We start from the raw sequence: 14,670 nt of genomic DNA, 5'->3' as shown, positions 1-14,670 counted from the left end.
CGGTTGCAGGAGACAGGTCATGGAACACACTATTGCACTTCAATTCGAAGACGGCGTCACGCGCTTCATTAGCTGCCGTGAGAACGAAACGCTGTCGGATGCCGCGTACCGGCAGAAGATCAACATTCCGCTCGACTGCCGCGAAGGCGCGTGCGGCACCTGCCGCGGACTGTGCGAATCGGGCGCGTACGACATGCCCGAGGAGAGCTACGTCGAAGATGCGTTGACCCCCGAGGAAGCGGGCAAGGGCTATATCCTCGCGTGCCAGACGCGGCCGCGCTCGGATCTGGTGATTCGCGTGCAGGCGTCGTCGGCGGCGTGCAAGACCGGGGTGTCGCGTTTCGAAGGCACGCTCGCGGCGGTCGAACGGCTGTCGGATTCGACCATCCATTTCTCGATCGATATCGACGGCGCGAGCGCGCCGAGCTTTCTCGCGGGTCAATACGTGAACGTCGAGATTCCGGGCGCGAGCGGCGAGAGCCGGTCGTACTCGTTCAGCTCGGCGCCGGGCGCGGCGCGCGCGGCGTTCGTCGTGCGCAACGTGCCGGACGGCAAGATGAGCGGCTTCCTGAGCCGCGATGCGCAGCCGGGTCAGCGGATCGGCTTCACGGGTCCGTATGGCAGCTTCTATCTGCGCGATCCGCAGCGTCCGGTGCTGTTCCTCGCGGGCGGCACCGGCATTGCGCCGTTCCTGTCGATGCTCGACGTGCTGAAGGCGGGCGGCAACACGCAGCCGGTGCGCCTCGTGTACGGCGTGACCCACGACATCGATCTGGTCGCGCTCGAACAGCTCGAACAAGCGCAGCGCACGCTGCCGAATTTCAGCTACCGCACGTGTGTCGTCGATGCCGCGAGCAGCCACGAGCGCAAAGGCTATGTGACCGCGCACGTCGACAGCGAATGGCTCAATAGCGGCGACGTCGACGTCTACCTGTGCGGCCCGGTTGCGATGGTCGAAGCGGTGCAGGGCTGGCTGCACGACAGCAGCGTCGAGCCCGCGAACTTCTACTACGAAAAATTCTCGGCGAGCAACGTAGCATGACTTCGACCTTTACCGATCGCTTCAAGAGCAAGGTGCTCGTCGTGACCGGCGCGGGCCAGGGCATCGGCCGCGGCGTCGCGTTGCGCGCGGCGCGCGAGGGCGCGGCCGTGGTGCTGGTGGACCGTTCGCAGATCGTGCACGAGGTGACCGAAGAGATTACGCGCGCCGGCGGCGACGCGCGCGCGTTCATCGCCGACCTCGAAACCTATGCGGGCGCGACTGCGATGACGGCCTTCGCGATCGATGCGTTCGGCCGCATCGACGCGCTCGTCAACAATGTCGGCGGCACGATCTGGGCGAAGCCGTACGAGGAGTACGAAGCGGAGCAGATCGAGGCCGAGGTGCGGCGTTCACTGTTCCCGACGCTGTGGTGCTGCCACGCGGTGTTGCCCGCTATGCTCGAGCGCGCGAGCGGCGCGATCGTCAACGTGTCGTCGATTGCGACGCGCAGTATTTATCGGGTGCCGTACGCGGCGTCGAAGGGCGGCGTCAATGCGCTGACCGCGAGCCTCGCATTCGAGCATGCCGAACACGGCATCCGCATCAACGCGGTCGCGACCGGCGGCACCGAAGCGCCGCCGCGCCGCGTGCCGCGCAATACCGCGCCGCAAAGCGAGCAGGAAGCGACGTGGTATCAGGGCATCGTCGATCAGACGATCGCGTCGAGCCTGATGCATCGCTACGGCACGATCGACGAACAGGTCGGCGCGATCCTGTTCCTCGCTTCCGACGAAGCGTCGTATATCACCGGCACCGTGCTGCCGGTCGGCGGCGGCGATCAGGGCTAGCGAGCGTCGGGCCGAACGACGCCGATAGGCCGCGCGGCGATTGTCCTTCATACTATCGGCCCGGAATGACTCCGCTGCCGGATGGTGACATGCGGTGATTCGCGGTCACTCGCGGTGACATGCGCCGCCCGGCGCGTGTCACCAACAGCGGGCTGCCACGATCCACATCGACGATGAATCCCACCCCTAGCCAGGCGCCCACCACGCGCGCCATTGCGGCCGACTGGTCCGTGTCCGCCATCGTGGCCGGCTTTCTGGCCGTGCTGATCTCGTACGCGGGCCCGCTCGTGATCTTCTTCCAGGCCGCGCAAGCGGCCCACATGCCCAACGAGATGGTCGCGTCGTGGGTATGGGGCATCTCGATCGGCGCGGCCGTCTCCGGCATCTTCGCGAGCTGGAAGCTGAAGGTGCCGGTCGTGACCGCGTGGTCCGCGCCCGGCACCGCGCTGCTGGTCGGACTGTTCCCCGCGTTGACGCTGCATCAGGCGGTGGGCGCGTATCTGAGCGCGGCCGTGATCATTCTGCTGATCGGCATATCGGGCTATTTCGATCGCATGGTGCGCCGCATTCCGAAGGGCATCGCCTGCGGGATGATGGCCGGCATTCTGCTGCAGTTCGGCACGCATGCGTTCAAGGCGGCCGCGTCGATGCCGGCGCTGGCGTTCGGCATGATCGGTGCGTACATCGTGTTCAGGCGCGTGCTGCCGCGCTATTGCATCGTGCTGGTGTTGCTGACGGGCACGGTGCTCGCCATTGCGCTCGGCGCCGCGCACCTCGGCGCGCTGCCGCTGCAAGTCACGCGGCCGATCTTCATCCAACCCGAATGGACGCTGAGCTCGACGCTGAGTCTTGCGCTGCCGCTCGTCGTCGTCAGTCTGACCGGCCAGTTCCTGCCGGGCATGGCGATTCTGCGCGTGTCCGGCTATCACACGCCGGCCCGGCCGATCATCACAGCGACTAGCATCGCGTCGATCGGCGTGGCGTTTTTCGGCGGCATCACGATCGTGATCGCCGCGATCACGGCGGCGCTGTGCACCGGCAAGGACGCGCACGACGAGCCGGACAAGCGCTATATCGCGGGCATCGCCAACGGCGTGTTCTATCTGATCGGCGGGACCTTCGCCGGTGCGATCGTCGCGCTGTTCACGATGCTGCCGAAGGAATTCGTCGCGATTCTGGCGGGCCTCGCGTTGATCGGTGCGATCACGTCGAATGTGATGGGCGCTATCCAGGACGAAGACCATCGCGAGGCCTCGGTCATCACGTTTCTCGCGACCGCATCCGGTATGACCTTCCTCGGGCTCGGCTCCGCGTTCTGGGGCATCGTGGTCGGCTCGTTCGCGTACCTCGTGCTGAACAAGGTGCGGCGCGAGACGTCGGCAAACCAATGACGAAGCGGTAACTCAAGGCCGCGCGCCGAGCGCCTGAAACAGCGCGGCGGTATCGGCATAACGCTGCGCGGCGGCTTTGGTGCGATCGAGTCCGGTCTGCAATTGCTGGCGCTGCGTATCGAGCAGCGTCAATTGGCTGATGCCGCCCGCCGCATAACGCTGACTCGCAATACCGGCGCTGTGCTGGGCGCTGCGCTGCTCGGCATCGAGCGCCTGCAACGCAATCGCATCCTGATCGAGCGCGCGCAGCGCGTCGGCGACCTGTTGCAGTCCCTGCAGCACGGTTTGCTTGTACACGGCGAGCGCCGCCTGGTAGGCCGCCTCGGACGAATGCTTGCGCGCCAGCAGTTCACCGCCATGAAACAGCGGCTGCGTGAGACCCGCGCCGAAATTCCACACGTTGAAACCCGTCAGCAGATCGGACACGTTGACCCGTTCGGTCGCGGCGCTGCCTGACAGCGTGATACGCGGATACAGGTTCGCGGTCGCGACGCCGAGGTTCGCGCTCGCCTGATGCAACAACGCCTCGGACGCGCGAATGTCGGGCCGCTGCTGCGCGAGCGTCGACGGCAAGGTCAGCGGCAGGTCGGCGGGCAGCACGAGCGTATCGAGGTCGAGCGCGGCAAGGTCGTGCGTGGTGGCCAATTCCGCTGGCGCGCGTCCCAGATAGATCGCCAGTTGATGATCGGTCTGTGCAAGCTGCGTGCGCAACGGCGGTAACGTCGCGCGGGTTTGCTGCACGAGTGTGCGCTGACTCAGCAGATCGACCTCGGAGATGCCGCCCGCGTGATAGCGGTGTTCGGCGATATCGAGTTGCTGCATCTGATTCGCGAGCAGCGCTTCTGTGAGCGCGACCTGTCGCGCGAGCGACGCGCGCCGGATCGCCGCCGTCACCACATTGCCCGCGACCGTCAAACGCGCGGCTTCGAGTTCGTATTGCTGATAGTCGACCTGCGCGGCCACCGCTTCGAGCGCGCGGCGATTCGCGCCGAACAGATCGAGCGTGTACGACACGGTGACTTGCGCGCTGTACAGCGTGAACGGCGCAAACGCGCGGCCTTGCGTCAGCTGGCCGAAGCCCAGCGCTTCGGGATCGATCCTCTCGCGCGTAGTCGACAGGTTCGCATCGACCTGCGGCCACAGCGTGCCGCCCGCCTGCGCGCGGTAGTCCTGCTGCGCTTCGTCGAGTTTCGCGCGGGCTTGCGCGAGGGTCAGGCTGTCGTCGAGCGCCTGCTGCACCAGCGCGTTCAGCGCCGGCGAGCCGAACGCGCGCCACCAGCCGTCGCCGGGCACATCAGTCGGCACGAAGTGTTGCGCGGCGCCGCCGGGACCATCGGCGGCGACCGTGCTTGCCGCAAGCGGCGCGGCGGTATAGTTCGACACGCTGGTCACGTCGGGCCGATGGAAATCGGGGCCGACGGTGCACGCGCACAATGCCGCGCTTGCGCCGCAGGCGGCGAGCCGACGCGTGACGGATAAACAAGCCGCGCGATGAAAAACCACGTCACGAAAGCGAGGAGCGGAACACATTGCAGGCCTTCCTCAATCGAGCGTGCGTCGATAGAACTTCACGGCGACGCCCATCACGACAAACAGAAAGATCAGCAGCGGCCACACATGCGGCCACATGTCGGCCCAACCGACGCCTTTTAGCAGAATGCCGCGCACGAGCCGGTTGAAGTAGGTGAGCGGCAACAGATTGCCGATGTACTGCGCCCACTTCGGCATGCCCGCGAACGGGAACATGAACCCCGACAGCAGGATGTTGGGCAGAAAATAGAACATCGTCAGCTGCATGGCCTGCAACTGATTCTGCGCGAGCGACGACAACGTAATGCCGATCGTCAGATTGGCCGCGACGAACAATAGCGCGGACAGATACAGCGCGATCAGACCACCTTCGAACGGCACGTTGAACACGAAGCGAGCGGCCGCGAGAATGATGCTGACCTGCACCAGACCGATCGCCACATAAGGCACGATCTTGCCGGTCATCACTTCGAGCGGCAGCACGGGCGTAGCCAGCAGATTTTCCATCGTGCCGCGCTCGCGTTCGCGCGTGATCGCGAGGCCCGTCATCATCACCATCGTCATCGTCAGGATCACGCCCATCAGGCCCGGCACCACGTTGTACTGGGTGATGCTTTCGGGGTTGTAGAGCCGGTGCAATTGGACATCGAAAGCGGTGGGGCCGACCGCGAGCGGCGACAGCGGTCCCGTGAGGTCCTTCTGCAGTACCGACTGCGTGATCGACGGCAATGCGCCGAGCGCGGTGCCCACCGCCATCGGGTCCGTCGCGTCGGCTTCGACGAGCAGCGAGGGCCGCGCGCCTTTGGCCAGCTGGCGGGTGAACCCGACCGGAATATTCAGCACGAACAGCACCTTGCCTTGCGCGAGCGCGCGGCGGCCGGACTCTTCATCGGGCAGCGTCGAGACGATGTCGAAGTAATCGGAGTTGCGCATCGCCATCAGGAAGCTGCGCGTGAACTCGCTGTGATCGGCGGCGATGACGGCGGTCGGCAGATGCTTCGGGTCGGTATTGATCGCGAAGCCGAACAGCGCCATCTGCATGATCGGCAGCACGATCATCATCGCAAACGTGATGCGGTCGCGCTTCAGCTGCAAAAACTCCTTGCGCACGATGCTCCACCAACGCATCAGCGAAAAGCGCGGAAGTCGGCGCGCGGAATTCACGATGCTTTGCCCGCGGAAGGCGTTGCATAGTTGTCGGTCGAGCGGTTCATCATGAAGATGAACACGTCCTCGAGGCCGGTTTCCTGTCTTTCGATTCGTAGCGTGGAGTTCGAGCGTTCCAACTGGTCGATGCTCGCGTGGAGTTCGGGCGTGTCGGGCCCGCTCACGTGCAGCGACGAACCGAACGCGACCGTCTGCTCGACGCCGGGCGAGCTGCGCAGCCGGTCGCCGAGCTCGACGAGATTCTGGCCGTACACGGCCCACGTCACGAGCCCTTGCGAGTCGATCACCTGTTTCGACGTACCCTGCGCGAGCAGCTTGCCGTACGCGATATAGGCGAGCTTGTGGCAGCGTTCCGCTTCGTCCATATAGTGCGTGCTGACGAGTACCGAGATGCCACGCGCCGCGAGGCGGTGCAGCTCTTCCCAGAAGTCGCGGCGCGCGCTCGGATCGACACCGGCGGTCGGCTCGTCGAGCAGCAGCAGTTCCGGTTCATGGAGCATGCACGCGGCCAGCGCGAGACGCTGCTTCCATCCGCCCGACAGTGCGCCGGCCAACTGCTTCTCACGGCTTTGCAGGCCAAGCTGTTCGAGCGCGCGATCCACCGCCTCGCGGCGGTTCTTCATCTCGTAGATGCGCGCGACGAAGTCGAGGTTTTCGCGGATCGACAGATCTTCCCAATAGGAGAAACGCTGCGTCATGTAGCCGGTGCGGCGTTTGATCTGCGCGCTGTCCCGCACGATGTCGTAGCCGAGACAGGTGCCGCTGCCGGAGTCCGGCGTCAGCAGTCCGCACATCATGCGGATGCAGGTAGTCTTGCCGCTGCCGTTCGGGCCGAGAAAACCGAAGATCTCGCCGCGCTGCACCTGCATCGTCACGTCGTTGACCACGTGCTTGGTGCCGAAATGCTTGTTCAGCCCGTGCACATCGATCGCGTACACGCGCTCGCTGGCGTTGGCGGGGGGCGGCGCGGGCGCACTCATTGCAGCGTGACCGTGACGGGCTGGCCGGGCCGCAGCTTCGGCGCATCGGCGGTTCGCGGTCTGGCTTCGACCATGAACACGAGCTTCGCGCGGCTTTCGTTGCTGAAGATCACTGGCGGCGTGTACTCCGCCTCGTCCGAGATGAAGCTGAGCACGGCCGGCACATCGGCGGCGCACCCGTCGCAATGAATCGATACACGACGGCCCGGCGCGAGCGAACCGACCACTCCCTGCGGCACGAAGAAGCGCACCTTGACGTTTTCCGGCGGCAACATGCGCACGACGGGGCTGCCCGCCGGCACCCATTCGCCGCTGCGAAACATCGTGTCGAACACGAGGCCCGCGTGCGGCGCGTGCACGCTTTTCTGATCGAGCTTCCATTGGGCCTGGCCGAGTTGGGCCTGCGCGGCGTCGACTTGCGCCTGCTGTGCGCGGATCTGCTCGATCCGTCCCGGCAGACGCGCGACGGCGAGTTGACTTTGCAACTCGCGCACGTGCGCGGCGCTCGACAGCGCGCTCGCGCGCGAGTCGTCGAGCTGGCTTTGCGCGATGCCGCCGGCGTCGAATTGCTGTTGGTCGCGGCGGAACTGGGTCGCGGCGCGCGCCGCATCGGCTTCGGCCTGCACGAGTTGCGCGCGCGTCACGTTGACTTCCGGCGGACGCTTGCCGGTTCCGAGGTCGGCGAGCTGGGCGCGGGCCGAGCGCAGTTGCTCGTTGGCCTGCGCCACGGCGTCGGTTTCGTTCTGCGCTTCGAGCGCGAACAGCGGCGTGTTCTGCGCGACGGTCTGCCCGCGCGAGACCGCGAGCTCGGTCAACTGGCCCGCCTGCGAAGACGCGAGGTACAGGAACTCGCCTTCCACATAGCCTTGCCATGTGTTCGCCGGTTGTTGCGAACAGCTCGCGCACGCGATGCACAGCGCAAGCAACGCGACACGTGTGGATGAGCGGGCGGACGGAATCATGACGGCTTTCCTTTCGCTCGGCGTGCGGTGGACGTCGCCCGGCTCCTTGCCCTGGCGCTGGTCTTGACCGCCGTGGTTGCGCTCATGCCCTGCGTGAGCAGTGCGACGACGTGGCGTTCGAGCGTCGCGCGATCGAACGAGCTGCGCGGATTCAGGCGTTGCCAGATCCTGGCGGTTGCCTGCGGCAGCATCACGAGCGCGAGCACCGAGTTGAACAGCAGCAACGGTTCGAGCTGCGCATTCAACTGACCCGACGCGCAACCGCGTGCGATGTTCTGACCGAACGCGGCGACCTTTTGCACGGGGATATGCGCAAACGCGCGCTCGCGCAGCAGGCCGCCTTCGTTGATGATTTCGCGCAGCCATAGCGAAGGCAGCCACGGCATGGCCTCGGTGACGTCGAACATGCGTTTGACGATGCCTTGCGTCAGCGAGAGAGGATCGTCGCGTTCGGCATCGACCGGGTCCCAGATGGCGCCGAACGCGGCGACCAGCTTTTCCTCGAACAACGCGTCGAGTAGCTTTTCGCGGGTCTGGAACCAGTAGTGCACCATCGCGGACGTCACGCCGCTCGCCGCCGCGATCTGCGCCACTGTGGTGTTGGCGATCCCGCGCTCGGCGAACAGCGCCACCGCGACATCGAGCAGATGTTCGCGTGCGTCGAAGTCCTGCGGATGAGGACGACGACCCATTCTGGAACGGGCGACTTGCGGCATGGACACCGGACTAACTGATGAGTTAGTTAGTTTTAACTCCTTGATAGTAGGACAAGTTTTGATGTGCTGAAGGAGGGGAAACCCTGGCTGAGGGTGGCCGCCGTTAAGCTTTCGCGGCGCAATAGCACTTCCAAAATCCCCCCGGCTGTAAGACGCAGTAAAAGAACGGTTACTTGCTTGGCGCGCTCTCACACACAGTCGTCGAAAATGACTTCATAAAATTCCCGACGAATTAACCACCATCATGCATGTACTCGGTGTCGTGAGATGTGCACCAACAGCGGGCCTAAACATGAAGCGCTGCAGGGTATTGGTAATAAACGATTATGCGTCGATGGGCGGCGCGGAAGTTGTTTATCAGCAATCGGCAGATCTTCTGAGTCGATTGCCCGGGGTCGAAGTTGAACGCTTCGACGACACCCGCTTTCCGGTGGGAACCACCAAGTGGTCCAAGTCCTGGAATGTCGGGGGAAGCGCTGCATCGCAGTGGCATCACGAATACGAGAGTCGTTTTTAACCCCTCCTCAGTACCGGTCGCGTTTCAGCCTTCGCGTGTTGCTGGCAAGCAGAGATTCAGGCTTGCCTTTGTCGGCAGGATTTCACAGGAAAAGGGACTCGCGGAATTTATCGAACTCGCAGAGAGCGTGAACTTTCATCGTATTGACGTATTAGGAGTCTACGGGGACGGTCCGGATCGTCGTGCGATGGAGCAGCGCTTCGCGTCGCTGATCGAGCGCGGCAAACTGGTTTTTTTCGGCAGACTGCCGCAGGAGGAATTGTTTGCGCGGATGCGGCGATTTGCCGGCGCAGTCGTCGTGCCATCGTTGGGAGCCGAGAATGCGCCGCTCGTCATTATCGAGGCCGCCATGCTCGGCTTGCCTGCCCTCGTCCACGACGGCGGCAGCCTGCCGACGACCGCTGACGCGGTGGGCAACAAGATCAAATTTCGGTCTGAGCCTCAGAGCCTCGAACTGGCACTGGATCGACTCGCGATACATCTGGCGGACAAGGGCAGAAGCTATTCACTCGCGGAGTATTTGCCGGAGCACTACCAGCAGCGACTCGTGGAAATCATGGAACTCGGAGAGCATGCCGGCACGGCGCCTTCGAGGCGGACGGACGAGGCGGTCTGCTGACACTTGCGCCGTTCTACCTGACGTTGAGCTGACGGTGGACGGAGCGACGGCGTCGGCCAAATGCGTGACTGCTGCGCAAAGCGCATTTTCGCCGGAAATTTCTATACTTCTCTAGCGCACTGGCACGATCCAGCACGCACGACCGAGACGAATTCGCGTCAACGAAACGAAAGAATCGAAGCGAACCCGCGGCGCGGCCATCACGGCTCACGCGCGATTCGTATGAGGAGGGAGACATGGCACATTCCGCAACCGCCGCGTCGGGGAAGGAAGGCCACGGCGACGCCTCACCGGCGCTTCCAGCGCTCGCGCTGGCCGCACTCGGTGTGGTCTATGGCGACATCGGCACGAGCCCGCTCTATACGCTCGCCACCGTGTTCGATCCCGCCAACGGTCTCACGCTCAATGCTTTCAATATCGTCGGCATCGTTTCGCTGATTTTCTGGTCGCTGATGATCGTCGTTTCGCTGAAGTACGTCGTCCTGATCCTGCGGGCGAATAATCACGGCGAAGGCGGGATCATGGCGTTGCTCGCGCTCGCGGCGTCGTCGATCGCGTCGCGGCCGCGCTTGCGTCGCGGGCTCCTCGTGGTGGGGGTGATGGGCGCGGCGCTGTTCTTCGGCGATAGCGTCATCACGCCAGCCATATCCGTGCTGAGCGCCGTGGAAGGGCTCGAAGTCGTCGAGCCCGGGCTCAAAACCTATGTGGTTCCGGTGACACTCGCCGCGCTGATCGTGCTGTTCGTCACGCAAAAGCACGGCACGGGCGGCATCGGCGCCGTGTTCGGGCCAGTGATGGTGCTCTGGTTCGTCGTGATCGGCGCGGCGGGCGTCGCGAACATCATAGCCACGCCGGTCGTGCTGTACGCGCTTAATCCGCTGGAAGGTCTCCGCCTGATCATGCATCACCGCTGGCTGGCGTTCGTCGCGCTCGGCGCGGTGGTGCTGTCGCTGACGGGCGCCGAGGCGCTCTACGCCGACATGGGCCATTTCGGTAAGCGGCCCATCCGTGTTACGTGGTTCGGCGTCGTTTTTCCCGCGCTCGCGCTGAACTATCTGGGCCAGGGCGCGCTGCTGCTGGCGAACCCTGGCGCGGTGCAAAACCCGTTCTACCGATTGTTCCCGCAGTGGGCCATCGTGCCGATGATCGTGCTGGCGACGATCGCCACCGTGATCGCGTCGCAAGCCGTTATTTCGGGTACCTATTCGATGACGATGCAGGCCATGCAGCTTTCCTTCCTGCCGCGCATGAACATCGTACATACGTCGGAGCGCGAGATCGGGCAAATCTACGTGCCCGGCATCAACTGGATTCTGCTGATCGCCGTGGTCGCGGCGGTGTTGGGCTTCCGCTCGTCCACGGCGCTCGGGGCCGCGTATGGCATCGCCGTGACCGGCACGATGCTGATCACCACGTTCCTGACGTTCTTCGTCGTGCGTTACGCGTGGCGCTACAACTGGCTGCTGTGCGTGCTCTCCACCTCGTTCTTCTTCGTGATCGACGCGCTGTTCTTCTCGGCGAATCTGCTCAAGATCGTCGACGGCGGCTGGTTCCCGCTCGTGGTCGGCGCGATCATGTTCACGATCATGGCGACGTGGGGACGCGGCTGGGAGATGATGCTGGCCGAAGCGCGCGCGCGGGCGGGAAAGACGCCGCTCAAACAGTACCTCACCACGCTGCTCGAAAGTTCGCCGACGCGCGTGGGCGGCACGGCGATCTTCCTGACGCCGGACGCCGAAGCGGTGCCGCACGCGCTCGTCAACAACCTGCGGCACAACCGTGTGCTGCATGAGCGCACGGTTTTCCTGAGCGTAATCACGAAAAGCGTGCCGAAGGTGGCCGACAGCGAGCGCGTGCAGATCAGGCCGCTGTGCGCGGGTTGCTGGCACGCAACGGTGAATTACGGCTTCAAGGACGAAGTGGACTTGCCGCGCACGCTGGCCGCCTACAAGTCGCCGGAACTCACGTTCAACCTGGACGACACATCCTGGTTCCTGAGCCGCGCGGCTGTCGTGCCCAAGCGCGTCCACGGCATGGCGCTATGGCGCGAGCGGCTGTTCGCGGTGATGCTGCACAACGTGGGCAATATCGCGGCTTTCTTCAAACTGCCGGCCAATCGGGTGATCGAAGTCGGCGCGCGCGTGGAGATCTAGGCGGACCAGGCCTCATCTACCTTTGAAGTCATTCGTTGGACATCGCCACTTCGCAACGGCCCGCCAATCCCTCGGGTTCGAAACTTGCTGCCAACGGCCAACCGCCGCTCCAATCGGCGCGCGCGGGTTGCTTCGCGGCAGGCAGGCATGGACGAATGCCCGCGCCGCAGCCAATCAGGAGGCGTGTGATGGGCGACGAGACTCACAAGACTCATGCACACGACCGCCGCCGCTTTCTTGCTGGCGTAGCCGCGGTGGCCGGCAGCGTTGCGCTATCGGGTTGCGGTGGCGGATCGGGCGGAGACGACTTAACGGGCGGAGGAGGCGGCGACCCCGCGCCCTCGATTACCGACATTCCGGCGCCCAACGCCGCTGACCGCTATAGCCTGCCGCGCCCGGCGTTGCCCGCGCCGGCCAGCTCGGGCATCGACTTCATCGTGCTGGTCACGATGGAAAATCGTTCGTTCGACCATTTCCTCGGCTGGGTGCCGGGCGCCGAGGGCATGCCCGCGAACCAGAAGTTCAAGGACGCGTTCGGCGCGACGCAAACGCCGTTTTCGCTCGCGGCGAATGCCGCGTACGGCTATCAGGCGTGCGCGTTCCTGGACCCCAATCACAGCTTTTCGGGGGGCCGCACGCAACTGGCATCGGGTGCGATGAATGGCTGGCTGCTCACGCCGGGCACGAGCCTGAGCCGGGGCGACCTGCTGCCTATCGGCTTCTACACGCAGGCCGATCTGCAATTTTTCAACGCCGTGGCCAGCAGTTACACGATCGGCGACTTTTACTTCAGCGGCATCCTGACCAGCACGTTTCCCAATCGCCTCTATCTGCACAGCGGCGCAACGGACCGGCTCGACGACAGCGCCGACACGTCGTCGCTCGCGACGATCTGGGACAAGCTGAGCGACGCCGATGTCGACGCTCGCTACTACTACCACGACGTGCCGATCACGGCGCTTTATGGCACGCGGTATGTCGGCATTTCGCGCCCGTTTGCGGATTTCCTCGTGAATGCCGCGGCGGGGACGCTGCCGCCGTTCTGCATGATCGATCCGTCATTTACGGGCGAGCCGGAAGGCGTTTCCTCCGACGATCATCCACATGCCGACATCCGCGACGGCGAGGCGTTTCTCGCGCAGGTCTACGAGGCGCTGCGCACGAGCCCGACGTGGAGCCGCACGCTGATGATCGTCGTCTACGACGAATGGGGCGGGTTTCTCGAGCACGTGGTGCCGCCCACCAGGCCGATCAGCAACAACGAGCTCACGCTCGGCAACGACGGCAAGCTCGGCTTTCGCGTGCCGCTCGCGCTGCTGGGCCCGCGCGTGCGCGCGGGTTCGATCACGCGCTATCCGTTCGACCCCAGCTCGATTCACGCGCTGCTGCAATGGCGCTTCGGCTTGCAGCCGCTCGGCGTGCGCGGCGGCGATCGGGCGACCTTCAATCTCGCTTACGCGCTCGATTTCAACGGCGCGCCCCGCACCGACGCTCCCGCGTTCACGGTCGCCCAGGGGCCGTTCGGCGGAACCTGCCTGGGGGCGGTCGCGCCTTCGCCGTCGAGCTCGCTATCGGCGATCGATCAGTCGCAAAAGCGGGCGATCAACCCGACGGCGGACCGCTTCGCGAATCTTCGCGCGAAGGCGGCGTCATTAGGATTCGCGACCGGAGGCTAACGGCGGTTTCCGCCTAGAATGAGCGGGCCGCAAGCCGGCGCCGGACCGCGCGGCCCGATGAAGGCTCATGCTTCGAGCGCAGTTCGGTAAGAACCTGGTTAGCACCCGGTAAAGAGCGCTTGCGCGCGACATCGTTTTGCGGAGCGGGCCCCGCATTTGCTGGCGAGACCCTCTCGAAGCCCCGCGGTGGCGTGCAGCATAGGATCGGCACGCGCGGCGGGCCGCCTACGTCGACGTCACCGCGTCGTCCTCAACGGGTCCGCCGATGCCATTTCGTTCCGATCTTCCCGTTTGGTCTTCCCGCGAGCGGCCGTACCGCTGCGTTCTAGCCTCCGTGGCCACCGCGCTTGCGCTCGCCGCAAGCAGCAGCGTCACCGCGCAATCCGCGCCGACGGTCGCGCCGACCCAGCCGGCCGTGCCGGTCCTTACGCTGCCCGCATCGGCTGCCGCTGCGAATGCCGGGAGCAGCGCCGCGGCCGGGCGCGTTGGCAACACGGATCACGCGCAGCCGTCGCCGGTCGTGCCGACGCCGCCATCCGAGCTGTATGGCGAGCTGTATCGCGACGTCGAACTCGCGCATCTGTACCCGGACAGCAAGACGTTCGCCGACATGTCGCCAAACGAGCCGCCGCCGCAAGTCATCGCCGACTACGAAAGCCAGCGCGCTCAGCCGCGCTTCGACCTGAAGCAATTCGTCGAACAGCGCTTCACACTGCCCCCGCGCGAGCCGAAGCGCTATGTGTCCGATCCGAACGAAAGCGTCACCACGCACATCGATACGCTGTGGAACGTGCTGCGCCGCGAACCGGATGCGAGCGCCAGCCCGTACGCTTCGCTGTTGCCGTTGCCGTCGTCGTACATCGTGCCGGGCGACCGCTTCGACGAGATCTACTACTGGGATTCGTACTTCATTCTGCTGGGGCTCGACGCGAGCGGCCAGCGCGCGCTCGTCGACGACGAGCTGAACAATTTCTCGACGTTGATCGACCGCTATGGCCATATCCCCAATGGCAATCGCACGTATTACCTGAGCCGTTCGCAGCCGCCGTTCTTCGCGCAGATGGTGCAGCTCGTCGCGCGCAAAAAGGGCGATCAGGTCTACGCCCGTTATCTGCCCGAGCTGCGCCGT

Annotated in this window: 12 protein-coding genes; 7 read left to right on the top strand and 5 right to left on the bottom strand. The window is 64.8% G+C overall.

The window, feature by feature from the left end:
• Nucleotides 1–19 precede the first annotated feature (19 nt).
• The 3 genes from benC (at nucleotide 20) to QFZ91_RS00050 (ending at nucleotide 3,221) form a co-directional block, all read left to right on the top strand.
• A complete protein-coding gene (gene benC / locus QFZ91_RS00060) occupies nucleotides 20–1,042 on the top strand; it encodes a benzoate 1,2-dioxygenase electron transfer component BenC (RefSeq protein ID WP_429565788.1) in 1,023 nt (340 codons plus the stop codon).
• Nucleotides 1,039–1,830, top strand: a complete 792-nt coding sequence (locus QFZ91_RS00055) for a 1,6-dihydroxycyclohexa-2,4-diene-1-carboxylate dehydrogenase (protein WP_429565787.1) — start codon at nucleotides 1,039–1,041, stop codon at nucleotides 1,828–1,830. Before benC ends, QFZ91_RS00055 begins: the two co-directional genes overlap by 4 nt.
• A gap of 173 nt (nucleotides 1,831–2,003) precedes the next feature.
• Complete coding sequence (locus QFZ91_RS00050) at nucleotides 2,004–3,221, top strand: benzoate/H(+) symporter BenE family transporter (RefSeq protein WP_429565786.1); 1,218 nt, start codon at nucleotides 2,004–2,006, stop codon at nucleotides 3,219–3,221.
• Nucleotides 3,222–3,233: 12 nt separating this feature from the next.
• On the opposite strand, the gene QFZ91_RS00045 is transcribed toward QFZ91_RS00050, so the two are convergent.
• From QFZ91_RS00045 to QFZ91_RS00025, 5 genes are read right to left on the bottom strand one after another with little or no spacing between them, the layout of a single operon-like run.
• Nucleotides 3,234–4,751 (bottom strand): efflux transporter outer membrane subunit, encoded by a 1,518-nt coding sequence (locus tag QFZ91_RS00045; protein WP_429565785.1) that lies wholly within the window; start codon nucleotides 4,749–4,751, stop codon nucleotides 3,234–3,236.
• A 12-nt stretch (nucleotides 4,752–4,763) separates the two neighbouring features.
• A complete protein-coding gene (locus tag QFZ91_RS00040) occupies nucleotides 4,764–5,879 on the bottom strand; it encodes an ABC transporter permease (RefSeq protein WP_368623772.1) in 1,116 nt (371 codons plus the stop codon).
• 32 nt (nucleotides 5,880–5,911) lie between these two features.
• Nucleotides 5,912–6,898: an ABC transporter ATP-binding protein gene (locus QFZ91_RS00035; RefSeq protein ID WP_429565784.1), complete on the bottom strand. Its 987-nt coding sequence runs from the start codon at nucleotides 6,896–6,898 to the stop codon at nucleotides 5,912–5,914.
• On the bottom strand, nucleotides 6,895–7,860 hold the full coding sequence (locus tag QFZ91_RS00030) for an HlyD family secretion protein (RefSeq protein WP_429565783.1): 966 nt from the start codon (nucleotides 7,858–7,860) through the stop codon (nucleotides 6,895–6,897). Before QFZ91_RS00030 ends, QFZ91_RS00035 begins: the two co-directional genes overlap by 4 nt.
• Nucleotides 7,857–8,552 carry a TetR/AcrR family transcriptional regulator gene (locus QFZ91_RS00025; protein WP_429565782.1) on the bottom strand — a complete coding sequence of 232 codons (696 nt, stop codon included), beginning with the start codon at nucleotides 8,550–8,552 and terminating at the stop codon, nucleotides 7,857–7,859. The genes QFZ91_RS00030 and QFZ91_RS00025 overlap by 4 nt, the downstream gene beginning before the upstream one ends.
• A 485-nt stretch (nucleotides 8,553–9,037) precedes the next feature.
• On the opposite strand from QFZ91_RS00025, the gene QFZ91_RS00020 reads away from it, so the two are divergent.
• The 4 genes from QFZ91_RS00020 to QFZ91_RS00005 form a co-directional block, all read left to right on the top strand.
• Nucleotides 9,038–9,712: a glycosyltransferase gene (locus QFZ91_RS00020; protein WP_429565781.1), complete on the top strand. Its 675-nt coding sequence runs from the start codon at nucleotides 9,038–9,040 to the stop codon at nucleotides 9,710–9,712.
• A gap of 236 nt (nucleotides 9,713–9,948) precedes the next feature.
• Nucleotides 9,949–11,865: a potassium transporter Kup gene (locus QFZ91_RS00015; protein ID WP_429565780.1), complete on the top strand. Its 1,917-nt coding sequence runs from the start codon at nucleotides 9,949–9,951 to the stop codon at nucleotides 11,863–11,865.
• 188 nt (nucleotides 11,866–12,053) lie between these two features.
• Nucleotides 12,054–13,541, top strand: a complete 1,488-nt coding sequence (locus tag QFZ91_RS00010; protein ID WP_429565779.1) for an alkaline phosphatase family protein — start codon at nucleotides 12,054–12,056, stop codon at nucleotides 13,539–13,541.
• Nucleotides 13,542–13,875: 334 nt separating this feature from the next.
• A partial coding sequence (locus QFZ91_RS00005) for a trehalase family glycosidase (protein WP_429565778.1) occupies nucleotides 13,876–14,670 on the top strand: 795 nt, incomplete at its 3' end.

This window comes from Paraburkholderia sp. JPY419 (assembly GCF_050435705.1).
In the GTDB taxonomy this organism is placed as follows: domain Bacteria; phylum Pseudomonadota; class Gammaproteobacteria; order Burkholderiales; family Burkholderiaceae; genus Paraburkholderia; species Paraburkholderia youngii.
This window is presented reverse-complemented; position numbering and strand designations above follow the sequence as displayed.

What these genes read in the sequence shown, in the direction of transcription:
- QFZ91_RS00025 (WP_429565782.1), bottom strand. Translation starts at nt 8,552, where the DNA reads ATGGGTCGTCGTCCTCATCCGCAGGACTTCGACGCACGCGAACATCTG.
- QFZ91_RS00035 (WP_429565784.1), bottom strand. Translation starts at nt 6,898, where the DNA reads ATGAGTGCGCCCGCGCCGCCCCCCGCCAACGCCAGCGAGCGCGTGTAC.
- QFZ91_RS00020 (WP_429565781.1), top strand. Translation starts at nt 9,038, where the DNA reads ATGTCGGGGGAAGCGCTGCATCGCAGTGGCATCACGAATACGAGAGTC.
- QFZ91_RS00040 (WP_368623772.1), bottom strand. Translation starts at nt 5,879, where the DNA reads ATGCGTTGGTGGAGCATCGTGCGCAAGGAGTTTTTGCAGCTGAAGCGC.
- QFZ91_RS00045 (WP_429565785.1), bottom strand. Translation starts at nt 4,751, where the DNA reads ATGTGTTCCGCTCCTCGCTTTCGTGACGTGGTTTTTCATCGCGCGGCT.
- QFZ91_RS00055 (WP_429565787.1), top strand. Translation starts at nt 1,039, where the DNA reads ATGACTTCGACCTTTACCGATCGCTTCAAGAGCAAGGTGCTCGTCGTG.
- QFZ91_RS00030 (WP_429565783.1), bottom strand. Translation starts at nt 7,860, where the DNA reads ATGATTCCGTCCGCCCGCTCATCCACACGTGTCGCGTTGCTTGCGCTG.
- benC (WP_429565788.1), top strand. Translation starts at nt 20, where the DNA reads ATGGAACACACTATTGCACTTCAATTCGAAGACGGCGTCACGCGCTTC.
- QFZ91_RS00050 (WP_429565786.1), top strand. Translation starts at nt 2,004, where the DNA reads ATGAATCCCACCCCTAGCCAGGCGCCCACCACGCGCGCCATTGCGGCC.
- QFZ91_RS00015 (WP_429565780.1), top strand. Translation starts at nt 9,949, where the DNA reads ATGGCACATTCCGCAACCGCCGCGTCGGGGAAGGAAGGCCACGGCGAC.
- QFZ91_RS00010 (WP_429565779.1), top strand. Translation starts at nt 12,054, where the DNA reads ATGGGCGACGAGACTCACAAGACTCATGCACACGACCGCCGCCGCTTT.